Below are 23,019 nucleotides of genomic sequence, written 5' to 3'. Positions count from 1 at the left end.
AGGCTGCAATAGGCCGCTGGTGCAAGCTTGCCCGAAGTCGAAAAACCCTGGCATTGCTGCCAGGGTTCCGTCGGTCGATCCTCTGAGAGGCCGATCAGAAGTCCATGCCGCCCATGCCCCCGCCCGGAGGCATGGCGGGCCCGGGCGCGATCTTCTTCGGCAGCTCAGCAACCATCGCTTCCGTGGTGATCAAGAGAGCCGCCACGGAGGAGGCGTTCTGGACCGCGATGCGCACGACCTTGGTCGGGTCGATAATGCCCTTGGAGACAAGGTTGCTGTACTCGCCAGTCTGCGCGTCGAAGCCGTAAGAGTACTGATCCTGCTCTAGGACTTTACCGACCACGACCGAGCCATCTTCACCGGCGTTGATCGCGATCTGCCGAGCCGGCCAAGATAGCGCCTTGCGCACGATCTCGACGCCGGTCTTCTGGTCGTCGTTCTTGGTGCGCAGGCCCTTGAGCTGCTCGGAGGCACGGAGCAGGGCGACGCCGCCGCCCGGGAGAATGCCTTCCTCGACAGCCGCGCGGGTCGCGTGCATCGCGTCATCAACGCGATCCTTGCGCTCCTTCACCTCGACTTCGGTCGCGCCGCCGACGCGGATCACCGCGACGCCGCCTGCGAGCTTGGCGAGACGCTCCTGCAGCTTCTCACGGTCGTAGTCCGAGGTGGTTTCCTCGATCTGCGCCTTGATCTGGGCAACGCGGGCGTCGATGTCGGCCTTCTTGCCGGCGCCGTTGACGATCGTGGTGTTCTCCTTGTCGATCATCACCTTCTTGGCGCGACCGAGCATCTGCAGCGTGACGTTCTCGAGCTTGATGCCGAGGTCTTCCGAGATGGCCTGGCCGCCGGTCAGGATCGCGACGTCCTGCAGCATGGCCTTGCGGCGATCGCCGAAGCCCGGAGCCTTGACGGCCGCGACCTTCAGGCCGCCACGCAGGCGGTTGACGACGAGAGTGGCGAGAGCTTCGCCTTCGACGTCCTCGGCGACGATGACCAGCGGCTTGCCGGTCTGCACCACGGCCTCGAGCAGCGGCAGCAGCTCGTTCAGCGAGGAGAGCTTCTTCTCGTTGATCAGGATGTAGGCGTCGTCCATCTCAACGCGCATCTTGTCGGCGTTGGTGACGAAGTAGGGCGAGATGTAGCCGCGGTCGAACTGCATGCCCTCGACGACGTCGAGCTCGGTCTCGAGCGACTTGGCTTCCTCGACCGTGATCACGCCCTCGTTGCCGACCTTCTTCATGGCGTCGGCGAGGAACTTGCCGATCTCGGCATCGCCGTTGGCCGAAATGGTGCCGACCTGGGCGATCTCCTCGTTCGAGGTGACCTTCTTCGAGTTCTTCTGGAGGTCCGCAACGACGGCTTCGACCGCGAGGTCGATACCGCGCTTCAGATCCATCGGGTTCATGCCGGCGGCAACCGACTTGGCGCCTTCGCGCACGATCGCAGCCGCAAGCACGGTCGCCGTGGTGGTGCCGTCGCCGGCCGCGTCCGCCGCCTTGGCCGCAACCTCGCGCACCATCTGAGCGCCCATATTCTCGAACTTTTCTTCGAGCTCCACTTCCTTGGCGACGGCGACGCCGTCTTTGGTGATGCGGGGAGCGCCGAACGACTTCTCAAGCACCACGTTGCGGCCCTTCGGACCGAGGGTGACCTGCACGGCATTGGCGAGGATGTCGACACCGCGCAACATGCGGTCTCGCGCTTCTACGCCGAACTTGACTTCCTTGGCTGACATAATCGAATTCCTCAGTGTAATTCCTCATCCTGCGGTACGCCCGGCAAGGCGCTCGTCAGGGCTGAGCGGTGGGAGCGCTGGACTAGGCGGCTTTCTTCTTGGAAAACACATCGGTGAGAACGCCCATGATATCGCTCTCCTTCATGATTAACAGCTCCTGACCGTCGACCTTGACCTCGGTGCCTGACCACTTTCCGAACAGCACGCGATCGCCGACCTCCACGTCGATCGGAATCAGCTTACCGGCCTCGTCACGGCCGCCTGGGCCAACCGCTACGATTTCGCCCTGCGAGGGCTTTTCCTTGGCTGTGTCGGGAATGATGATGCCGCCAGCTGTCTTCTCTTCAGCGTCGATGCGCTTGACCACGACGCGGTCGTGAAGCGGACGGAAATTCATGCAAGCCTCCTGAGCATTTGAACGAGTAGAGATGGGCACATTGTGAACAGCCCAATTACTGCAAGAGCCAGGCCAGAGATGAGCGGAGCAATCCGCCTGCAGTTCTGCTGAATCTCGCACTTGGCCGGCGCGTTCATTCGTCCGGAAGCAAACGCTCTCATGTACACAGCTCGCCAAGCTGTTACGAATCTGACATTGCGTTTCGTCAAAGCTCGAGTTTATTGCCAGCGCATTGGCCAAATCGTGCACGCTGGCGCAGCAAGGTCTGGCCATTCACGAGAACCCGGAGGACGATCGACGGATGGACGGCAATCGAGCGCGGACAGTCTCTTTCGTAGCTTTTCCACGGATCTTCGTTGTCAGCCCGCAGACCAAATCTGCTCATACGAATTCGGCTGGGAGCAACTATGCGGCCGCCCTGGTTTGTGTCGACGGCATTTCAATGGCGCTGACTGATCAAGGGAATTAGACCGGCATATGGAATATATACGTTGATATACGTTGTGCCGAAGCGTCTGGCGTGTGATTGCGGATTTGAAGACGAATTCAACCGATCTCCGCGCCAATGGAAAAACAACCTGTGTCGTCGTCTGTAGAAGTACATCAGCATATCATCTCACTTCTTCAGAAGCCGAATCCGGTCATCCTGGATATCGGTTGCAATGACGGAACCGATACGCAGCATTTTCTTACCCTGTGCCCACAAGCTCAGCTTTACTGCTTTGAGCCGGACCCTCGGGCGATCGCGCGCTTCAAAAAGAAGTTGGGTCCTTCCCTCGCGAAGGTGAAGCTGCTTGAAATCGCGATCAGTGATCGAAACGGGACGATCGATTTCCATCCAAGCAATGCGGATGGAGATGCAAAAGAATGGGATCTCTCCGGCTCAATACGCCGGCCGAAAAACCATCTTACCGAGTATGATTGGGTTCGGTTCGATCGCCCGTTCTCGGTTGAAACCCGACGGCTGGACGATTGGTGCAGCGACGCCAAGGTGAATGCGGTCGATTTCATCTGGATGGATGTCCAAGGCGCGGAGGCGGACGTCATCGCTGGCGGCATGCAGACCTTGAGCAACACGCGATTCATCTACACGGAATATAGCGACAGAGAGCTCTACGAAGGGCAGCTGTCGATGCAAGCCATTCTTGATCTATTACCATCATTCGAAGTGGCGGCCCATTATCCCCGGGCTGTGGAAGGTGATATACTGCTCAGGAATACGCGCTTTTAGCGCCTGCCACCTATCCGCTCCTCATTCACCTCTGGAAGGCTTGCTGCGTATTCTCTCCAGCGTGCCGCTGCATGACGGCCGATTACCGAGCAAAACGATGCGGTGGTCCGGATAGGTGCGCTCTGAACATTTCTTTCACATCTCCGGTCGCCATGCAGTCTTGGCGATCGTATAGGTAGGATCGCTCGACGGTCTTTGTGATGGTCTGACAATCATTTATTCGGCGAGCTCGCCACGGTCAGCGACCCCGCGGCCAGCAGCTCGAGCCTTCTCAGATGCATGAACCAGCACTGCCAGCCGACGCTCTAAGCGCTTAATCGTCTGAACTGCTGCTGCGTGCTCTGGCCCTCTAGGAAGCCGATCCACTGCTTTGAATAAATGCCAGAGCAATTGCATCAGTTCTCGTAGATCCTTAAGACTCGCCACTTCGATTGCGCGCTTAGTGCTGTTGTTGTGCCGATGAGAAAGCATGCTGAAGCATTCCCGTTCAGCCCAAGTCAATCGCCCAGCGAGGTGAGTATAGCGAGCTGGTCGTCTTCGTCAGCTGCAGCTCGTATTCTGCGTTGCTGGTAGAAAGCATCGTCGATGAGAACCTCTGCGTCATCACTTTGCGAATACAACTGCATTAGCACATGAGACCAAAAAACGTCCGATCCGTGCGGAAAGCGAATCCATCCATTGAACGAAGACTTGCAACGACCGTGCCATCGCTAACTCAATTCAGAAAAGCACGATATGGGGATGCTAGCTCGCAGTTGATCGGCGTTGTAAACCCGACATGCAGGTCGGCACTGTGCCTGTTGCTGTCAGGAATGAGAATTTCTGGCTTGGGCTGGCGACTCATCTTGATCGCTCGCGCCACCCGTGAGAAAGTCGTCCAAACCAAAACGTAGAGCGGATAGGGCGTATGCTTGCGTCTGCCTCCCTGGAGGTGTCGCTCTAGGCAGGGTTTGATCGAATTTCCTAGATTTGACCTCGCTTCTGATCACCCAAGCACGGATAAACTGATTGTAGCCCGGGCCGTTCGGGCCGTTCTTGGTCGACTTTCAGCCACCTTCGTCAGTCGATGGAGAGTTGCCGTGGTGGATGAGCGCGGCCGATCAGATGGGCCTGTGCAGCCACTTCAGCAAGATAGTGATCCATCGCGCTTCGCGCGGTGGCTGTACCAGGGTGGCGGAAATTCGCGGAAATCCCGTCCTGCCAGCGACTGACCCATAGGTACGTCTCGCAAGCATCAGAGCTGCGGCTGATCAGAAATCTCGTCCGCCAGTCGGGCCAGCAGTCCGACCCAGGCACCGTCCGATTGTCCATGTAGGATACCATGAAGCGGTCGCGCAGTGTGGTGCCGAGCAGCTCCATCGCCTTCGAAAATGGCACTTGAGCTGTTTTCTTGGCGCGCTTGAGCTCGAGCCGGGCGGCGTGCAGGATTTCAGGCAACGTATCAGCCACCCGGAAGCTCACCGGACTCATCCCGACATACCATCCAACCGAACGCATCGAGCGCAGATCGTACCGGGTGTGAAAGGGCGCAACGGCGTGGAATTGTCGTTGGCTCGCTAGTGTCTTTCCTGCCAGCGCCAGACAGGCGAAAATTCCCGTCGCCGTGTTTCCGCCCTGAGCCCTGCAGCCGCGATCGAATTCGGATGCCCCAGCCGCATCGAGCAGCCACATTTGTCCGCTGCGCTGCAAGGAACCCTCCGGCACATCGAATGTTAGCGGAAAGTCGGGCAATTGACCGCCATTCGCCGCGATCAGCTCGCGCCAGTGGCCGATAGCGGGATGGTCATCGGTTAGGCCGGTCACCCGCTCTCGTTCGGCCTCGGCGTGATCCAGATAGCTGTGCGCCGCTGCCAACTGGGGGGCCATTCCATGGATCGCGGCAGTGTACAATTCGCGGATCTCATACGGTACCAAGGCCATCGAGTAGGCATCGCTAACAGAGTGGTCGCAGGCGAGCAGGAGGCTCGTGGATGTCGGCCGGCTGATCGTCACAAAGACATACGCCGGCCAGCGCAGGGCGGTGGTCTCCGCGTCAAACAGCTTTTCCAGGAGCTGAGCAAAATCGTCGCCATCGACGCGGTCACCCACTACGGTTTTCTCAAGCGCCACCGCGCCCGGATCAATCGTTGTGCGATGAATTGCTGACCCATCCTTGGTCAAGCGGCTGCGTAATACCTCGTGCCGGTTGACCCAGCCGAGGATCGCTTTGCTTAGCGCGGCGGCGTTGAACTCGCCAGGCAAGTCGAATGCTGCGCCAAGCCAACCCGGTCGGCCATCGTCCGCAGAGCGAAGATGTTCCTCTTGAACATAGGACGGGCGGCGCGGGTCAGGCCGCCAGCTGATAGGGTCGGGGACGTTGACTCGCCACACCATGAGCCGGCCTGGCCGCCGATCAAGATCGCCGAACTCTTTGATGTCCATGAGGGGTCCCTCGCAGTCACCGACGCAAGCTGCGCGTGTGGCGCAGCGGCGACCGCAAAATCCACACTATCGAGGCCGTGCCAAGCACGCTGCTCGCGAGCAATGTGGTACGCAGGCTCGTTGCAGCAGCGGCCGCGCCGCCAGCCAGCGCACCCAATGAGGCCAGTCCCCACACCACGCTGCGGATACTCGCATTGACCCGGCCCTGTAAGTGCTGCGGCACCAACACATATCGAATGGGAACCTGCTGCACGTTGTAAATCCCTTGGCCGATCCACAGAATGAATTGGGAAAGTGCCACGCATGCAACCGCGGCCCACAAGGGTTGGGTGAGCAGGGTCGTCAAGCTCATTCCTCCGGCGCTCACCGCCAAACCGATCATTAAAATTGGGCCGAGGCCAATTGCCCGGCCCGCCCGCGGTGAGATAGCCGCGCCGATCACTCCACCAAGCGCGCCGATGCCGAGCACCATGCCGACGACCCGGCTGTCGAGCCCGAGATCCTTGGTCAGATGCAGCAGAAAGACCGCAGAATACGCGTTGTGCCAAAAGATGAATGTGCCGCTGGCCAACGTGACTGCCCTCAAAATCGGATTGCCGAACACGCTCGCCAGCCCCTCTGCTACTTGTCCGAGCACCGCGCTCGATGCGGCCTCTGAGCACCGAGCGCGACGCATCGGCACCAGCGACAGCAACGCGGCGGCAAGCAGAAACGAAACCGAGTCCGCCAGTATTGCGGTCGGGGCGGAGAATTCGTTGACGAGCCAACCGGCCAGGAACGGACCTGCCGCCATCGCGCCCGCTTGGCTGAGCTCCAATGAACTCTGCGCCCGAACCAGCTGTGAGCGGTCGAGGACGGTGGGTATGCACGCCAAATAAGCTACGTCAGCGATCACTGCGGCGATCCCAACCAGCATGCTTGTCATGTACAATTGAACCAGTCCAAGATGTCCAAGGCTGGCGAACAAGGGAATCGTGGCCAGCGTCGCCGCCATCACCAGATTGGCGGTCAAAAGGATCCGCCGATGCGGGAGGCGGTCCACAATGACCCCGGCCAACAGACTCACCACCAGGTATGGCGCCCGACCGCAGGCCAAGAGCAATCCCGTTTGCGTCGGGCCAGCGTCCAGCCAGGTGATTGCGGTTAGCGGCAGCGCTAGCATGGTTACATTGGAGCCCAGCAGCGAAATAGTTTGGCCGACGAGCAACGCAAGATAGCTTCGTTGCAGTCCGCGCAGCGGGACGAACCGGCGCGGGCGGCTCACGCGTCGCCAGACAGGCTGCGAACCGACAAATATCCCAGTCGGCTCAGCTCACTTTCGGCGATCTGCTCGAACTCCTCGATCTGGCCTCGCGTCAGATCTTGGACGTAACGACCGATCCTGCCTTGGTGCAGCGGCTTGCCCGTCGCCTCGGCCGCCGGATGGCCGTGCGGTTGCTCGAACAATACGTGCTCATATTCAGCGTGACGTAGCACGGCCTCATCCCAAGGCAGGCCGAGGTGATCCAGAATTCGGGCCAGAGTGGGACGGGGACTGCTTACAAGATCCTCGTAACGCACCTCGAGATAACGACCAGGCGGCGCAATTCGATGCGGCTGGGATACCACCTCGAGCCAACCGCGCGCGGCGTCGGCAACCGTTCGATATCCCCAATCAGGAACGGTATTCAGATGAGAGGCGGCAACGTCGCGGCCGTCCCGCACGATATGAACGAAATGTGCGCGCGGCCACAGCCGGGCGAAGTCGTCGGTTTGGGCGATCTTACGCTGTAGTTTCAAGCCCCAGCGCTGGGCCCCACTACGTGCTCGGCGCAACTCGCCGATCTCGTTGATAAGGCGGCATCGGGCGGCGAACGAAACAATATCGTCGCCCGTCTCGGCCATCACCTTGCTGACCAATTCACGGATATCATCGAAGTCGAGGCCGAATCGGCGGCACTGGACCACAAAATGCATCCCGTCATACCAGAACGGGTCGACAGTGTTTTTGGTCATGCCCGCGACCCGGAAATCGCCGGGCGCGAGCAGGTCGATCGCGCGCAAGATGTGCGGACCGAGATTGAGTGGTTCGAGGAAGTCTATCTCCGGCCCGACTACCAAATCCAGATGCGAATCCAGCACGATGCTCAGCAATGTGGTGCCCGAGCGGTTCTCGCCGCCGAGCAGCACCGGGGATGTGGAAAATGGATTGGGCAGCGGCATGGCCGTGTTCTCCGTTGGAAAATGCGTGCTCATCCGCAGCCGGGTGCGGTGAACCAGCGCCGAACCGCCCCCGGAGTGGCCACGAAATGGTCCCTGGCGAACCGTACAGCGGCTGCGACTGGATCCGGGTCGCTGCCGATGTTTTCCATGCGGGACAGCGCCGCCGGCAGAGCCTCTCCAGCAGCTTCGATGGCCGCCTGCACATCGGCGCCGGATAGCGCCGCCGACGGCATGAAGCGGCCGCCGTACTGCATAAGAAAGCCCCGCGCCCACATCTCCTGGAAAAAGGCGTGGCCAAGTTCAGCGTTGGCAAATACGACATCGAACATAGTCGGCCAGGCGAATGCCCATGCTGCGACCTGTTGTCTGGCGAAGACCTCGTTAAGCCCCTTGATCAGTTGATCGCCAACCTCGCGCATCCGAGCCAGCAAGGTCCCGTCGCGCAGCGCGTGCAGGGTGCTTAGTGCGGCCGCGAATGGGGTAACCTCGCGCTGGTAAGTGTTGCCCATGTATGTCTTCTCCGCGGCGGCGAGTACGTCCGCGCGCCCCGCGACTGCGGACAGCGCCATTCCATTGGCCAATCCCTTGCTTAGCGTGATCAGATCGGGTGTGATGCCGACCGCCATATGGTAGCCGCCAATGCCGTAGCGGAATCCGGTCATCACCTCGTCAAGTATGAGCAAGGCGCCGTGCCGATGCACCAGCCTTTGTAATTCCTGATGGTATTCGGGCGGGAAGAAGTTGACTTCCGGAGTGATGATCACCGCGGCGACGCGCTGGACACTTGCCAGCTCGTCGAGCAAGTCTAGATTGTAGCGGAAATCCACGCTGTCTCGATCCCGATTGGGTAGCCCCATTTCGGGCCGGTCCTGCAACTGCCAGTCGTGCCAGCCATGATATCCGCTGGTAAGCACATGGTTCAGGCCTGTGAATGAGCGGGCAAGGCGGACGGCGGCGGTGGTCGCACAGGATCCCGTGCGGAAGAACATTGAACGTTCCGCGACGGGGAAGATCTCCGCCAACCGCTCGGCCAATTCGACCCGGTGCACGGACAGGGGGCCGGGCAATATGCCGCCGGTACGGCGCATCTCGGCGGCTGCGTGCTCCACGACCGGCTCGTATCCGGCTCCGAGCGGCGCAGCACCACTACAGGAGGTGAAATCGACATATTGCCTTCCATTGATGTCCCATGCATGCGCACCCGAGGCGCGCGTCAATACGACCGGAAAACGCCTATTGAGATCCCACTTCTCCGACGCGGTGACGCGCAACGCGCGGCGTAGTGCTGATCCGTGCGCGTCGATCACGGCCACAGTGGTAGTCGGGCTGGCGATGGACATGAGCCCTCTCCGTTTGATAATCATGCCCTTAGGCGAGCTGCGTGACTATTCTTCGAGCGATCCGTAACGCGTTCGCCTGAATGGTGAATGTCGGATTGACGCCTCCGGAATAGGGAAAGAAGCCGCCATCCGCGACATAGACATTGTCGATGTCATGCACCCGGCCCCAGCGGTCGACCACGGATTGGGTCGGATCGACACCGGCACGGCAGCCGCCATGCAGATGTCCGCTGCCGAACTGATAATTGGAATCCTGATAATCGACTTGTTTCACACCGGCCTCCGTCAGCAAGTTCGACGCACGTCGGCACAAATAGCCTAATCGGCGTTTGTCCAGCGGATGGGTCCAGTAATCGAGAATGATCTTCGGCAAACCCAGCCGATCCAGGCTGGTGGCAAGTCGGACCGCATTGTTGCGCATGGGTTGGTCGGCCGCCAGGAAATGCAGCCGTAGTGTTATCTTTCCGTCGCGGTCCGTGCGCTCAACCCGACTCGCTTCGTAGATCATTCCGCCGAGTCCCGAAGGAGCATCCTCGTCCAGGTAGTGATCGGAGATCGCAACGGTGGAGAATGGGCCACCGGCGGGGCGCGCGGGCATTGCATCTATTGCGGTGCTACCGGACACGTAGCCGCTGATTTTAAACGAGATGCCACTGCCGACCATGCCGGAGGCGTTGCCGATGCCGTTGGGCGCCGCCCGCTGAGCCGACCTTAGCAGTAGGGCGGCAGACTGCACTGCGTTGCCGGCGAGTACCACGCAGCGTGCGCGGATCCGAGCGCGTTGTCGCCTGAGAGTATCCAGCCATTCCACGGAATCCGCGCGGCTGACGTTAGCCAGGTCGATGCGCACAGCCTTGCTGCCGAGTGCAACTGTCAGCGCGCCGGGCGGCAGGGCGACATCTGTGAACGGCGAGCGTGCGTCGGCCCGCGCGCCGGTAGGACACAGATGCTCGTTGCAAGTTCCGTTGCAATGGCAGGCTGGCCGGCCGCGATAGGGTACGGAGTTGATAGCCAATGGGGTGGGAAAAGGTAGCTGGCCTAGGCGTCCGCCGGCATCGGCGATCAGCCGCCCCTTCGCGCTGTAATCATGCGGGGGCAGAACGGGAGGATCGCTCGGTGGTTCGAACGGGTCTGCCCCGGCTAGGCGGGCCACTCCTATGCGCCGTTCTAGCTCCTCGTAAAACGGGCGTAGTTCGGCGTAGTTGATCGGCCAGGTAGGGTCAAGCGCGTCTCCGGCCACGTGCGCTCGCGCGTCAAAATCGATGGTCCGATAGCGGAAGGCTATTCCGGCGTACAAAGTCATTCCGCCGCCGAGCGCGCACACGGTCCAGGGACGTCCAAACGGCGTCAACGTACCTGCCGCAGACTTCACCAGCGCGGTATCCATACCATCTTGGACGCTCGCCAGCGAGGCGTCGGGAGGAAGCGCCCGACCTTCCTCGAGGAGGAGCACTCGCAAACCGTGCTGCGCGATCTCGTATGCAACGGTCGAGCCGCTGGCACCACTCCCGATCACGCATACATCAACGATATCGGCCCTCATAATCCCACCTTTGGCAACAAATATCGACGATGCGCAATCAAAGCCCCATTCATCAGTGACTGGCTGCCTGAGACAGCTGGCATAGCCAACGATGAACGCGCGGCATTTGCACGATTACCCAAGACTATCCGGTGTGGTTTCGTTCAGCTGATCAACTGCTGCGTATCATTGCGAACTACCGCAAGATCGTACAATGTGACGCTACGTACGATTCAAGGCTATCCAAGTCGCAACCGCATGAATATGACTAATGGCTCTTCAGAAGCCGCGACACCATCGAATAGAACTATGGGATCAGGCAGTTGTCCAATCCAGCTAACCTTCCGGATGTGGGTGAGAAAACGTGTTTGCACGATGAGCGGGTGCTCGCGAGCTTTTTTGATTAAGCGTCGTCAAAAGGCCGTGCGGCTCGCGTTTTGCAGACCGCCGGGACTATTGATCTCCCGAATTCTTCGCAACTCATCAGGCGCCGGCTAGCAGGAACACCAAAGCCGCACATCATGCGGCAAAAAAAGCCCGGCCTCATTTTGAGAGCCGGGCCGAAGTTAGTCTGGGCGAACGAGACTCGTCGCGCCAGCTCCCGTCGACAGAGGGAGGGCTGCCGACGGTTATTTGCGGCAAAGCATTCACCGCAAATTCCAAACACGAAAGGATCGATGTCGAAAAGTCTGGCGTAGATTTCCTTTTTACCAAGGCGATATTCGCCGAACACTGACAGCCCGCGATCATCTGTCATCGTCGCTCATTCAATCGGCATGATTTCGAAGATCCTCCTAAAGTAGCGTCGACCGTGTCATTGTCTCGCCTCTGCCGGAGCGGCCCCGCCAGATTGCCAGGTACCCTTCGCGTCCTGCTTTGAAATGCTACAACGTGACGCTAGGTACGAATCAAGTCGCTTGAGCTGCGGCGTGCACCATGAAAATCCACGCTCTCCCGATCTTTTACAGGCAGCTAAGTAATCCGCGATCCGCAAGGGTGCGGGGTCGTATCTGCTTAGGTGAATGGGCTTGTACACGTGAACATTTGAGCGATTTCGCCGCACGATTTGTCGTACCCTCCGCAGAGATCACTACAGCGACGAAGTTCTGTGACGGCGACGCCGCGCAGGCAATGAGCTTTTGGTGCGGCAAGCAATACCCGTTCTATCGCCGGGGTGCGCGACCTATTGACACCTATCTCACCAGCTGCGTGGCCGTGACCATTCTGCGCGGTTCCCTTTGATGACGGCGCAATCCCGTCAGCGCACAGCCGCAGTCGCCAAAGCGAAAGATGTCAATGTTCAGGAGCGCTTTGCTGACGTCGGCTCGGCTGACATCTTCCGTATCGCAAACAAACTCAATTCCCACTATGGGGTTGGCGCAATCGCGCGGCGTAGTCGGTGCGCCATTCTTCTCAATTGTGAGTGCGAGTGAATGGTCCCCGCTCAACCCAGGAGGGCGCGGACATCTTGCGAGATAAAACTGCGTGCGTGATGCGGACCGCCGCCGCACTGAGGAGCCTTCGAAAACTATGGAATATGACTGCGAAAGGTTCCGACGGAGCGGCGATCGAAGCGGCCCAAGATAGAGCGTGGTTTCTAGGTTGGTGGGCCGCGGATCAGCCGCGCAATTGAAGATCTCCTCGCGCAAGCCCGGACTCGAAGAGGAACAAAGCTTTATTGCGTGCCGTCATGCCAGGCGAGATTTTGTACGATACGCTCAGATCTGTAGCCGCGATGGCACACTAGGCCGAGGTAGCGAGATCTTTGGATCGCTGCGTACAGTGTTTACTCGCGTAAAAATACGGGCTTTCTAGTAGAGTTCGGGCGTGGGATGTGCTTGAGCCGTCGTTCGTGACTACCTGCTCGGATTGAGGTCCAACATGAGTCATGCGGCTGGGGACCGCCATGAAGCATTGAAAGTGACGGAAGAAGAATGTGAGTTGGCGCGGTGCAGGCAGGAAATAGCCCGTCTCAAAGATCTAGTTGTGCAGCTTTCTCAACTGGTCTTGCGGCACGTCGCGGAAAATACCGAGGACCGAAAGCCACAGTGCAGGTGAGCCGCTTGGGCGTATGAGATAAATGACAGGGGATCGCAGTTAGACTTTCCGTTGTCATCGGCAGCGCGGCGTCCCCCGGGGGGAGGGGGGAGCGGCCCCGCCCTTGATTTCCATGGGGCGGGGCCGCAATTGCCAGTCGAACATCTTCGTGGAACGATGGGTGCCTGAGCTAACGCGCGTCGCGCGGTCCGATAGTCGAAACTCTCCATAAGCCGAAACCGATGACTGCAGTCCGGCGAAGGGATCCCTCATCGTGCCCGCCGCTAAAACGTCTGCGTTGGGCCAAGTTATCGGTTCCCATTGAGTCCAGGCCCGTGAGCGTTGAACCCGTGGCAGGCTAGTCGACCGGGAATAGGATCGAAACTGCGCATGTGCGTGCCCGCTTTAAACCGATGGCGGTCTATGGACACCAAGCTGCTCGATGACGCGCTTTGATATCTCTGCTGGATCGCCAACCCCGCTTGCGCCAAGCTCGATGGCCCTCTTGGCAATGATTTCGGCGATAGGGTCGTCTCGATCAACCAAGCAGAGCGAGCGCAGGCCCGTGCATTAGGCTGAGCTCAGACATTCAATTTCTTCCGGCCGTAGCTTGCTGCCTTGGAGCAGTCGACTCGATCGACATTAATCACCGTCCTGCCTCCTAAGGACGCTAACTTTGATGTCTCGCACTAAGATGCGTCAGAACGCGGTCGGGTTAGTCTCGCTATAGCCGCCTTTGTCGTCCCACCTATAAACGACATAGTCGAGCTGCTTGATATCACCCTTGGCGTCGTATTCCAGTGTGCCGATCACAGTGTCCCAAGAGCCCGCTTTGATCGTGTCCATCACCTTCTTTGGGTCGATGGTGCCGACTTTGGTTGCGGCCTGCATCCAGACCTGCACCGCAGCGTAAGTATAGAGCGTGTAGCCTTCGGGGTCGATATTCTTGGCCTTGAATTTATTGACGATCGCAGCTGCTGTCGACTTCTTGCGTGGGTCTGGTCCGAAGGTGAAGAGCGTACCTGCTCCAGCTGCGCCGGTGATAGAGGCAAATTCCTTGTCAGCCAACGCGTCACCCGACATGAGTACGGTCTTCAGGCCCTGATCGCGCATCTGGCGCAGGATAAGGCCCGCTTCCTGGTGGTAGCCGCCGACATAGACGAGGTCGATACTGTCATGCTTCAGTCGCGAGACAATCGCATTGAAATCCTTGTCGCCCTTGTTATAGGACTCGTACATCTTCTCAGCGATGCCCGCCTTGTTGAGTGCCTTCTTCGTCTCGTCGGCGAGTCCCTTACCATAAGTGGTCTTGTCATTCAGAATCGCGATGTTCTTGCCGCTGAAGTGCTTCGTGATGTACCGGGCGGCAACCTGCCCCTGCTGGTCGTCGCGGCCGCAGACGCGCGCCACGTTCCATAGCTTGCGCTCGGTGAATAGCGGGTTGGTCGAAGCCGGCGTGATCTGCAGCACACCGCCATCCGCATAGGCTTCCGAGGCCGGGATCGATGACGAGGAGCAAAAGTGCCCAGCAACGAACGGGATCTTAGCGGCAGCGACCTTTTCCGCTACCGATCGCGCCTGCTTGGGATCGCAGGCATCGTCCTCGATGTCGAGGGTGAGCTTCTTGCCGAGCACGCCGCCTGAAGCATTGATTTGCTCTACCGCCATCTCGGCGCCGTTCTTCATTTGCCGCCCGAAGGCAGACTCGCCCCCGGTTATTGGTCCGGCGACGGCGATGGTGATGTCCTCAGCCAACGCCGCGGTGAACATTGCAATCGATGCTCCAAGTGCAAAGCCGATCAGCTTGAGTGATTTCATGGGGTGGTCCTCACAGGGTGAACGCAACGGCGAGTAAGCTCGAGCAGAGCAAGGCGATCCCCAGCGGCGCTTGGTGCCAGGAAGCAACCAGAGATAAAGTCATGATCGCGCATCAAACAGTTCGATTGCACCGCCACGAGGGAGCAGGACCCATCTTGACTTGATGAAACCAGGTTCGGGAGCTATCGGCAGACAGTCCATCGCTCAGAAACAGTACATGACGATGTCGTTCCAGCAGGACAACGAGCCGGCTCGCATGCGAATAGGCAACGATAACGCAAACTTCTCCGTCCCGTCTCATCTTCGCCGCGCGTCCGATCCCATACCGCCCACTATCTCAATGACGGCGTTGTCTTGCTGAACACTAACTGAACCGAGCGTTTATGAAAGGAATAGATCAATCCGGAACGTACAGAGCTTGTCGCGTCTGAAGCGCCGCCTCTTAGACCAAGCGGTCGGTCGAGCCGAAAGCAGAGACGATCGTTCAGGTCGTGCGCGAACATTGTCCCTTGGGGGCGTACAAACACTTCATGCTCCGACGGCGTGATCGCCTCGATAGCGCGCGCAAGGCAACCAGCACGGTCTCAAATGAAAGCAAAGACGAGCAGGCTCGAGCAGAGTAGCGCGAAGCTGGTTGCGGTCAGCGCGAGGAGGCTACCGGAGACAAGGTCATGATTGCCCATGAATCACCCTCGAATGCCATCTAAGAAGAGATCGGAGCGGCAGCTCGTCACTTTGAGCTTCGCAAGCAAATTATGCGACTTTTGGTTGCGCCATTTCTGCGTTGTCCGGGTGACGCTGCATTTTTGCGGCGTCATTCAGCCTTACTTTGTTGAAGTTCGGCACAAGAAAAGCGGAGAAATGCGCCTTGGGCAAAGCTGACGCTCCTAACCCAAGAAAGTGTCTGTCTGCCGGACCAGCTCGATGACGCGGCCAAAGTGCTTGAGATGTACGGCCGGCCGACTACGAAGCCACCGAAGTTGCAGTAAGCGTGAGTTTTGAAAAAGAGTGTACAAAAGCCCGAACCTTTCGTCGCTTTCGCCGGAAATCTCCCCACGATTGTCGCTTTCTCGGTCCGACGCTCTCGCCGATTTTCGCGAGAGCAATGTACAGAGCGTCGATGTTGGGTACCGTTTTTTCGTGTGATGCGTGTCGATTGCTGTCGTCCGGCCCAACCAACCCGCAAGCTGGCTCACTTGATGGGGCGAAGTGGCCGGCTACGGAGTGCCTTTGGCGGGTTTGCGATCTCCGCTCCCATTTCGCCGGCCGCGCACTCGGTCGTGTCGTCGTTCGAGCGTACCGAGCCGAACGGCCTTTCCAGCATGCGACGGACCCGTACCGGCGCAGGGCCGACGTGGAACTGAATGGCCCGCTGCTCTAATGTGCGTTCCGACCGCGTCGAGCGGTTCCGCGAGCGCAAGTAGTCGAGCCAGGTCGGGAAGTGATAGCGCTCGGTCCACAATTCCGGATCGGCAATATCCCGCGCGATCGACCAGCCGTAGGCGCCGTTGCGCTGGCGCGACAATTGCACGTCTTGCATCACATTATGAAAAGCTCTCGCATTCTCCTGTGCGACTCGGTATTCGATCTCGACGACGAGCGGGCCGCTGCGTCCGGTCAAGGCGAGTCGTACCTCGGGATCGGCGAGCGGCTCAGGCTCCTCACCCCGCGCGCCGATACGGGGCATAGGCAGCCAATGGCCGATGAGTGGTGAGGCGAGCATCAGGGCGGCCGACACCAGCAGCGCGGTTTCGACCCCGGCCGCGTCGGTCAGACGGCCCCAACCCCAGCTGCCGACGGCAATCCCGCCTGAGCTCGCCGCCTGATAAGCTGCAAGCGAGCGTCCGGCCACCCAGCGCGGCGCCGACAACTGCACTCCAATGTTGAATACCGCCCACACCATCATCCACACGGCTCCCGCCAGGACGAGTGCTGCTGCGGTCAACACCGGTTCGCGGCTGAGCCCAACCGCAGCCATCGCCGCGCCCATGGACAACGCACAGGCGCGGATCGCCGCCTCGCCGCTCAACCGCCGGCGTAGTTCGGTGATATTCAATGCGCCGACCACCGCACCCAGACCAAAAGCGCCAAGCATGATGCCGTAGGTCTGGGCGTCGCCATGCAAGAGATCGCGTGCTACCAACGGCATTAGAGCGGTGATTGCACCGCCAACGATGCCGGTCACCAGACTGCGGGCCAGCACAATCTTGATCGACGGTGAATTGCTTATATAGCGTATGCCAGACACCATCGCCCGGCTCAATCTTTCAGGCGGTAGGCGCGCGGGCGCGCTGATACGTTTCCAGAGCAACAACGCGATAATCAGCGGCAGATAGAGCAACGTATTGAGCGCGAATGCCGCCACTGCACCCGCAGTTGCCACCACGACCCCGCCGATTGCCGGACCTACGCTCCGCGCAATGTTGTAGCTGATGCCGTTCAGCGCGATGGCCGCAGGCAGCTGTGCTTCCAGCGGAACTTGTTCACTGACCGACGATTGCCAGGCCGGCCCCATCAGCGCCATACCACTGCCGACAACGAGGCATAGCATCAGCAAGAGGTTTGGCGTGGCCAAGCCAAGCCAGGCGACTAACGTCAACCCGGTCGCCCCGGCAAGCGCCAATCCAAGGGAGGCCAGCGCCACGATACGGCGGTCATACATATCCGCGATCGCCCCGGCTGGCATCGATATCAGCATCACTGGCAGTAAGAGTGCAGTCTGCACCAACGCGACCTTGTCAGCCGACGACGTCATTTGCGTCATGGCCCAGGCGGCACCAACGCCTTGAATCAGGATACCGATATTAGACAAGAGGCTCGCAAGCCAGATGCGCCTGAAGGTCGCGTGCCGCAGCGGGGCCGTGATGCCGTCGGCACTATGCGTCTGGGCTTTGGATGAATCGGTCATATCAACTCATGATGATCTACCATGATTTGATCTTGGTAGGGATCACAAGGATGTTCCTGTCGCGATATCGCTTTCAGATCCTGACGTGGCTGTGAGATGCTTCGATCGCGCTTGATTGAAAGTGATCGACTGCTTCCGTCGCCTTGCGCCTCATAGCAAAGGCAGCGCAAAGCCGGAATGGTCTCCATCACCGGCGTGATATCTGCAATCTCCAATCGCAGTAGAATCGCCGTTCCAATCGTGCCGCAGTGGACGCTAACGATCGGATGGTCTAAAGGCTGCCCCATACCTATTCGCCCCAGCGCACTGCTTGCATGGTGTTAGATTGGGTGGGCTCGCCGGCAGCTGCAAACTTTGTACGAATCGGACAAAAGCGCGAGATCTCTAAGCGCGAAACGATTTGCGTCGCGAGAAGCTGAACGGTCGAAACTCGATCTCGCCGACCTTCTCAATGTCTCCACACCGCTGCGCAGTGATTGACCGAGATTATTATCGCTTGCCAGCTGGTTTCGCGTCAGTGTGGAGCATTGGAGGCCATCGGTAGGAGTATCAGGTTCTGGATCGAGCCTCTGTGCGCGTATTTCGCGCAGTACGTGGGACAAGATTTCCAACCGCAGCGCCGCTGTGGCCCTGGTTTGGGAGCGGTTACGCGCTGCAAAGCGGACGTGTGTATTGTTTGTGTAGCCAGCTCAAGCACATTCGGTTCAATGTCTACTTGAACGCGCGGGCATTCTGATTCTCCTCTTCAGCCTGTTTGTGTGAAGAGTGTCAGGATAGGCCGCCGACTTCGCTAAACTTTCGCGTGGCGCGACATCGCCCGACGCCCTGGCGAAAGCGATTGTTGATCTATGCAAGGGCAGAGGATAGGCACCGAAAGCCCGCCGGAGCGGGGCCATTTGTCCTGCAATGCATAAAGCGCGCATTCGTTATTGGTGCGTAAATTATGTGCATGATGGATCATCGTGCACCTGCGCGATGCAGGGCATTCGGGCAGCAACATACGTTCGTGCCGCATCCCGCGATCCGACGATTGTCGTCTTCTGCAGAGCTTCTCTTACTTGCCGGCCGTCGCTTTGAGCCGACTAATGATCCTTCTGGGACCTGGCCGGCGCGCAGTATCACGGCCTCGATTTCATCGGGCCGCCGACGAGCACGTATGCCATTCAACCGTCGGTTCGCTGGAAGAATATTGTCACCGCCCTCACAGGAGGCGCGAACGATGATCGCGTCGGCGCCGCACAAAACCTCCGGCCGCAGCGCGCGACCGGAGGTTTTGCCGATGAGGGGGCGCGTTATTGCCGCTTGCCGGCGCAACGCTGTTTGCGGAGCCGCCGGCTGTCCCTTTGTGCGCGGGGCCCCTCCCAACCTCCCCGCTACCTCCAAGGCGCTTGGCTCGAGATCGACTACAAGCGCCTGCTCGAGGAGTATCGGAGGCAGGGCCCGTTGCTGCGGGCCTTCCATTACACGGCGATTGCTGAGGATCAGGAGTATTCGTCGATCCGGCCGCTCATCGACTGGCTGGACTATAACGGCTACACCGTCATCACCAAGGCAACCAAGGAGTTCCTCGACGCCAGCGGTCGGCGTAAGGTGAAGGGTAACACGAACATCGCGCTGGCGGTCGATGCCACGGAACTCGCCGAGCATATCGACCGGATGGTCTTATTCTCTGCTGACGGCGACTTCAGTTCGTTGGTTGAAGCGGTGCAGCGCCGCGGCGTCAGTCATCTCCACCATTGCGATCCAGCCGCCGATGATCGCAGACGAGCTTCGCCGGCAGGCGGACGACTTTATTGAACTAGCGCAGCTGAGGCCGAAGCTGGGGCGCTCAACCGAACGGCTCGGGCACGACAGGTGCCGGCAAGCGAGAGGCAGCCAGCGCGGAATAGCGCATGCGGTGATGAGTCCAGGCTGACGGCAAGCGGCCGTGATGCCGAGCGGCGCGTCGGCTCCATCCGACGGCGCGACCATCTCACGATGACTTTCTCCTGACGGCGCTCCTCACGCCTCTTCATGTTGTTTGTGGATGCCGATGCCATCCTCTCGCAACGCCGGCATCGGCGGCGCTTGTTGCGGCCTAACGCGCTGTTCTCGGCAGCACGCCTTCCCGCATCCTCAGATGGGACTGAAGATGGCGTCGGCCGCGTCCTGCACCGGCTGCCCCGCTGCGCTGGACCAGTGGTCGGATTGCCGTAGTTCACTCCCAAGCCTCATCAAGCTGCACTGCAGCCAGAGTCTTTCCTGCTTCTCGTGCCTGCTACGCCGAAACAGTGTTTCGGCATATGCGCGCATGCGGAATCGGTAAAGCAGTCGGTAGAAATGACAGGCCATGTGCTGCTCCTGGTCCATTTCGCCAACGAGGCGCTTTTGATCGCATCATTTATGTTCACTGAGCGCGGTGTTTGAATGCAATTTGGTCTCAGGTGACGCTTGAAAGCGGCCTTGCAGCGTCGATTTTGGTGGATTTCATCCCACGGATAGCGGTTCACGACACAAAGCCGCAGTCAGCAAATTCGATCTCCGCCATGGAGATCCATACTTGAGCTAGAGTTAGAAGCGATGGACAAGCAGGCATGTGACGAAGATCAAGTCGATCTCGTGCCGCACTTGGTGTCATTTATACGATCAAGTCGCCGTCTCAGTTGCCCCGAGAACTCGTGCAAGCCACGATAAAAGCATCCAGCAGGCTTTGAAGACTTTCGACCGCTACCAACAACCTATCCGATTCTTCGCGTTCTGTTGCGCCGAGTGCATAGGATTCGCGTAGGCGCCTGGCGTGGTTCACGTTTTCGCGGCCGTTCGCGGCTCGCTTTCCGGCAAACTCTAGCTGCGCGGGGTCATGACGGAGCTTGTCCAACTCGCCGAGCAACAACTTCGTGACCGTCTGTCGCTCATGGTGGGTGAGGATCAGTGCTGTAGAGCACGCTGAGATAGCGATCGATGTTGGCACGCGCGACGTACCTGTACATGTCGCCGGTCTCCTATGTCCGGGACGGACCTCACGTGAGGGATTATTGTACCGCCTAGTGGCATGGAGCACTATCAATTGTTACTACTTGAGCCCGCCATTGCGGAACGGCTCGACTATTCGCGTCCGATAACCATGACGCGGACGGTTCAGGACGTACTCTTGTGGTCCACTTTGAGCACGTCGACGGTGATAGCAATGTGCATTCGTCCGTTTCGTACAAGGCTCGCACCCGTTTTCCGGACGACGCACATCCGGCCAAGTTCGGGTGTGGTTTGGTCCACGATGAATTTGGCTATTCGCATATCACTTTGTGCGCGGCTGCCGCGACGCGCGCCGAGGAGATCAGTGATTTGGCGCGCCGAAGTTGGGTATCGTCTCGCGAGCCCCGGGGTCCGCAGCGTGCGCTTATGATACGATTCGATCACACTCGCCGAGCGAACGTACGCTCGTCCGCTCTGTACGAAGTTTGCGCACGCATGAGGACGCGCGATCTGCCAACATAGCGACGCGAGGGCGGGATGGTTCGCATCGTACCTGGTTCACTCTCTCGGCGGAACGTTTGGAAGGGGGCTTTTAGGTGCGGGCAATTGGGGCGCAGATGTCTCCGCGTGAGGTATCAAGGTGAGTAGCGTCGGCGTCACCGGCATGGGCGAGCGTGTCGAGGATTGCGTCGGCATGCTCGTCCTGCTTGCTCATTCACGTTATGGGACGAGTCAAGGGCGTGCGATTGATGGCGCCGCTGAGCGATCCTGGTGCCTTGATCGCGACGGTTAGAAGCGAGAGGCAGCCGAGCATGAGGCTTGTTCGCCGAACGGGGGTCCTATTACCGATGGACTGGAAGGCGCCCTGCCTCTTCGGCCGGTGCGCTTAGATTGGCTTGCAGATCCGTCGCTCCCCGGTGAGACAATCCGAGATCTGTGCCACGAAGGCTCGATTGATCGCGCCCTGCTGCAGGCGTTAGGATAATTGGTCAATGAATACGCCGCTTAATGGTTATGTCGCAGCCCTAGAAGCCTTGAAAGAAGATGATCGGCTGCGCGGCCTCAAGCCCCGCACAGGGACCGATTTTGCTTCAAACGATTATCTGGCGCTGGCAAGCGCGCCTCGTATGAAGAAAGCCCTGTGCACCGCGCTCGATGCCGGCACGCCGATCGGAGCTGGCGGGTCACGGCTCCTGCGCGGTAATTGTGAGGAGCACGAAGCTCTTGAAGCGGAGGCGGCGCGGTTCTTCCGAACGCAGACGGCGCTGTTCTTCGGCGGCGGTTACATCGCAAATTTTGCTGTTCTAACGACGTTGCCGCAGCAGGGCGATTTGCTTGTTCTCGATTCGCTCGTACATGCCAGCATTCATGAAGGCGCACGAGCGGGCCGAGCCGAGTTCCGGATAAGCACACATAATGACCTCCAGTCGATCGAAGACAGGATTGGCGACTGGCGAGCCAGGGGCGGCAAGGGGCGCGTCTGGATCGTGGTGGAGAGCCTCTATAGTATGGACGGAGACTTCGCGCCGCTTAAAGATCTGGTCGCAATCGCCGAGCGCTACGAGGCGTTCCTGGTTGTGGACGAGGCTCATGCCACAGGTGTTTACGGCGAGCAGGGACGGGGGCTCACCGCGCCCTATGAGGGGCGCGAAAATCTTTTGGTAATCCACACCTGCGGCAAGGCGCTGGGCGCGGCGGGCGCGCTTGTCACGGCTTCCGGCGTATTGCGCGACTTCATGATCAATCGGTGCCGTCCATTCATTTTCGCCACCGCGCCATCCCCCCTAATGGCCGTCGCGGTACGAGAGGCGATCTTAATCCTGCAGGAGGAGCCTGAGCGGCAACGACGTCTAATCGATCTGGTCAACTTTACACATCGGCAGCTCGTTGTGTGCGGTCGCGCGAGTTCTTCGAACTCACAGATTATTCCTTATGTTGTGGGCGACAACGCTCGCACGATGCGGCTCGCCTCTGCACTCCAGGCGCGTGGCTTTGATATCCGTGGGATACGGCCGCCAACGGTGCCTGTGGGAACGGCACGGTTGCGGATTTCGCTGACACTTAACGTCGGGCAGGATGATGTATCCGACATGATCGATGCGTTGGTCGAAGAGACCTGGGGCGTGCAATGCGGCCGCGCAAGATGATTACGGGATCGGCAAAACGGTCTTCAAAAGTCCGCGCCGACGCACGCAGATGCTCCTTTTTGAACGGAGCTCTTCGGAAATCAAATTGACAAGGCTCAGCTACGCGGCGCTACCAGCGCTCTTTGGATGGCATTCTCAAGACGTTCATCGATTCTTGAGTGCCAGGCTCGAGGCGTGTCATCGAAGGTGCAGAGGACTGTTCTGCGTTCCAGTCGGTAATCGCAATTGTCGCGTGCGAAAAGTTCCGGTTTATTGCGGATGCAAGGTATGGTCTTAAAGCGGATCCAGCGATGCTTCGTTTCCAAGACT

General features: G+C 59.3%; 11 protein-coding genes and 1 pseudogene. 3 read left to right on the top strand and 9 right to left on the bottom strand.

Going from position 1 to position 23,019, the window contains the following annotated elements; all coding sequences use genetic code 11:
- Positions 1–94: 94 nt before the first annotated feature.
- Both groL and groES read right to left on the bottom strand, forming a co-directional pair.
- Complete coding sequence (gene groL / locus J2R78_RS05710) at positions 95–1,735, bottom strand: chaperonin GroEL (RefSeq protein ID WP_225646396.1); 1,641 nt, start codon at positions 1,733–1,735, stop codon at positions 95–97.
- An 82-nt stretch (positions 1,736–1,817) separates the two neighbouring features.
- Positions 1,818–2,132: a co-chaperone GroES gene (groES, locus tag J2R78_RS05705; RefSeq protein ID WP_057018727.1), complete on the bottom strand. Its 315-nt coding sequence runs from the start codon at positions 2,130–2,132 to the stop codon at positions 1,818–1,820.
- 565 nt (positions 2,133–2,697) lie between these two features.
- On the opposite strand from groES, the gene J2R78_RS05700 reads away from it, so the two are divergent.
- Positions 2,698–3,363 (top strand): FkbM family methyltransferase, encoded by a 666-nt coding sequence (locus J2R78_RS05700; RefSeq protein WP_253603386.1) that lies wholly within the window; start codon positions 2,698–2,700, stop codon positions 3,361–3,363.
- Positions 3,364–4,422: 1,059 nt separating this feature from the next.
- On the opposite strand, the gene J2R78_RS05695 is transcribed toward J2R78_RS05700, so the two are convergent.
- From J2R78_RS05695 to J2R78_RS05665, 7 genes are all read right to left on the bottom strand, one after another.
- The gene (locus J2R78_RS05695; RefSeq protein WP_253603384.1) at positions 4,423–5,784 is read right to left on the bottom strand and encodes a condensation domain-containing protein; all 1,362 of its coding nucleotides are present in this window, start codon (positions 5,782–5,784) and stop codon (positions 4,423–4,425) included.
- Positions 5,785–5,800: 16 nt separating this feature from the next.
- On the bottom strand, positions 5,801–7,048 hold the full coding sequence (locus J2R78_RS05690) for an MFS transporter (RefSeq protein ID WP_253603382.1): 1,248 nt from the start codon (positions 7,046–7,048) through the stop codon (positions 5,801–5,803).
- Positions 7,045–7,986, bottom strand: coding sequence for a sulfotransferase (locus tag J2R78_RS05685; RefSeq protein ID WP_253603379.1), 942 nt, complete (start codon positions 7,984–7,986; stop codon positions 7,045–7,047). The genes J2R78_RS05690 and J2R78_RS05685 overlap by 4 nt, the downstream gene beginning before the upstream one ends.
- Before the next feature lie 29 nt (positions 7,987–8,015).
- Entirely contained in the window at positions 8,016–9,326 is a 1,311-nt protein-coding gene (locus J2R78_RS05680) for an aminotransferase class III-fold pyridoxal phosphate-dependent enzyme (RefSeq protein ID WP_253603377.1), read from the bottom strand.
- A 28-nt stretch (positions 9,327–9,354) separates the two neighbouring features.
- Positions 9,355–10,869: an FAD-dependent oxidoreductase gene (locus J2R78_RS05675; RefSeq protein ID WP_253603375.1), complete on the bottom strand. Its 1,515-nt coding sequence runs from the start codon at positions 10,867–10,869 to the stop codon at positions 9,355–9,357.
- Between the two features lie 2,715 nt (positions 10,870–13,584).
- Positions 13,585–14,703, bottom strand: a complete 1,119-nt coding sequence (locus J2R78_RS05670; RefSeq protein WP_253603373.1) for a branched-chain amino acid ABC transporter substrate-binding protein — start codon at positions 14,701–14,703, stop codon at positions 13,585–13,587.
- Positions 14,704–15,895: 1,192 nt separating this feature from the next.
- A complete protein-coding gene (locus tag J2R78_RS05665; RefSeq protein ID WP_253587735.1) occupies positions 15,896–17,611 on the bottom strand; it encodes an MFS transporter in 1,716 nt (571 codons plus the stop codon).
- Positions 17,612–18,905: 1,294 nt separating this feature from the next.
- Here J2R78_RS05665 and J2R78_RS05660 point away from each other — a divergent pair.
- Both J2R78_RS05660 and J2R78_RS05655 read left to right on the top strand, forming a co-directional pair.
- Positions 18,906–19,526: pseudogene (locus tag J2R78_RS05660) on the top strand (NYN domain-containing protein).
- A gap of 2,029 nt (positions 19,527–21,555) precedes the next feature.
- Positions 21,556–22,710 (top strand): 8-amino-7-oxononanoate synthase, encoded by a 1,155-nt coding sequence (locus J2R78_RS05655; RefSeq protein ID WP_253603370.1) that lies wholly within the window; start codon positions 21,556–21,558, stop codon positions 22,708–22,710.
- The last annotated feature ends 309 nt before the right edge of the window (positions 22,711–23,019 follow it).

The organism is Bradyrhizobium sp. USDA 4538, assembly GCF_024171045.1.
GTDB classification, from domain to species: Bacteria; Pseudomonadota; Alphaproteobacteria; order Rhizobiales; family Xanthobacteraceae; genus Bradyrhizobium; species Bradyrhizobium australafricanum.
The sequence above is the reverse complement of the archived record's forward strand: the minus strand, read 5'-3'. Positions and strand labels throughout refer to the sequence as shown.

Bases quoted from the DNA above. Each gene is read 5' to 3' on its own strand.
- groL (WP_225646396.1), bottom strand. From the start codon at position 1,735: ATGTCAGCCAAGGAAGTCAAGTTCGGCGTAGAAGCGCGAGACCGCATG.
- groES (WP_057018727.1), bottom strand. From the start codon at position 2,132: ATGAATTTCCGTCCGCTTCACGACCGCGTCGTGGTCAAGCGCATCGAC.
- J2R78_RS05700 (WP_253603386.1), top strand. From the start codon at position 2,698: ATGGAAAAACAACCTGTGTCGTCGTCTGTAGAAGTACATCAGCATATC.
- J2R78_RS05695 (WP_253603384.1), bottom strand. From the start codon at position 5,784: ATGGACATCAAAGAGTTCGGCGATCTTGATCGGCGGCCAGGCCGGCTC.
- J2R78_RS05685 (WP_253603379.1), bottom strand. From the start codon at position 7,986: ATGCCGCTGCCCAATCCATTTTCCACATCCCCGGTGCTGCTCGGCGGC.
- J2R78_RS05680 (WP_253603377.1), bottom strand. From the start codon at position 9,326: ATGTCCATCGCCAGCCCGACTACCACTGTGGCCGTGATCGACGCGCAC.
- J2R78_RS05675 (WP_253603375.1), bottom strand. From the start codon at position 10,869: ATGAGGGCCGATATCGTTGATGTATGCGTGATCGGGAGTGGTGCCAGC.
- J2R78_RS05670 (WP_253603373.1), bottom strand. From the start codon at position 14,703: ATGAAATCACTCAAGCTGATCGGCTTTGCACTTGGAGCATCGATTGCA.
- J2R78_RS05665 (WP_253587735.1), bottom strand. From the start codon at position 17,611: ATGACCGATTCATCCAAAGCCCAGACGCATAGTGCCGACGGCATCACG.
- J2R78_RS05655 (WP_253603370.1), top strand. From the start codon at position 21,556: ATGAATACGCCGCTTAATGGTTATGTCGCAGCCCTAGAAGCCTTGAAA.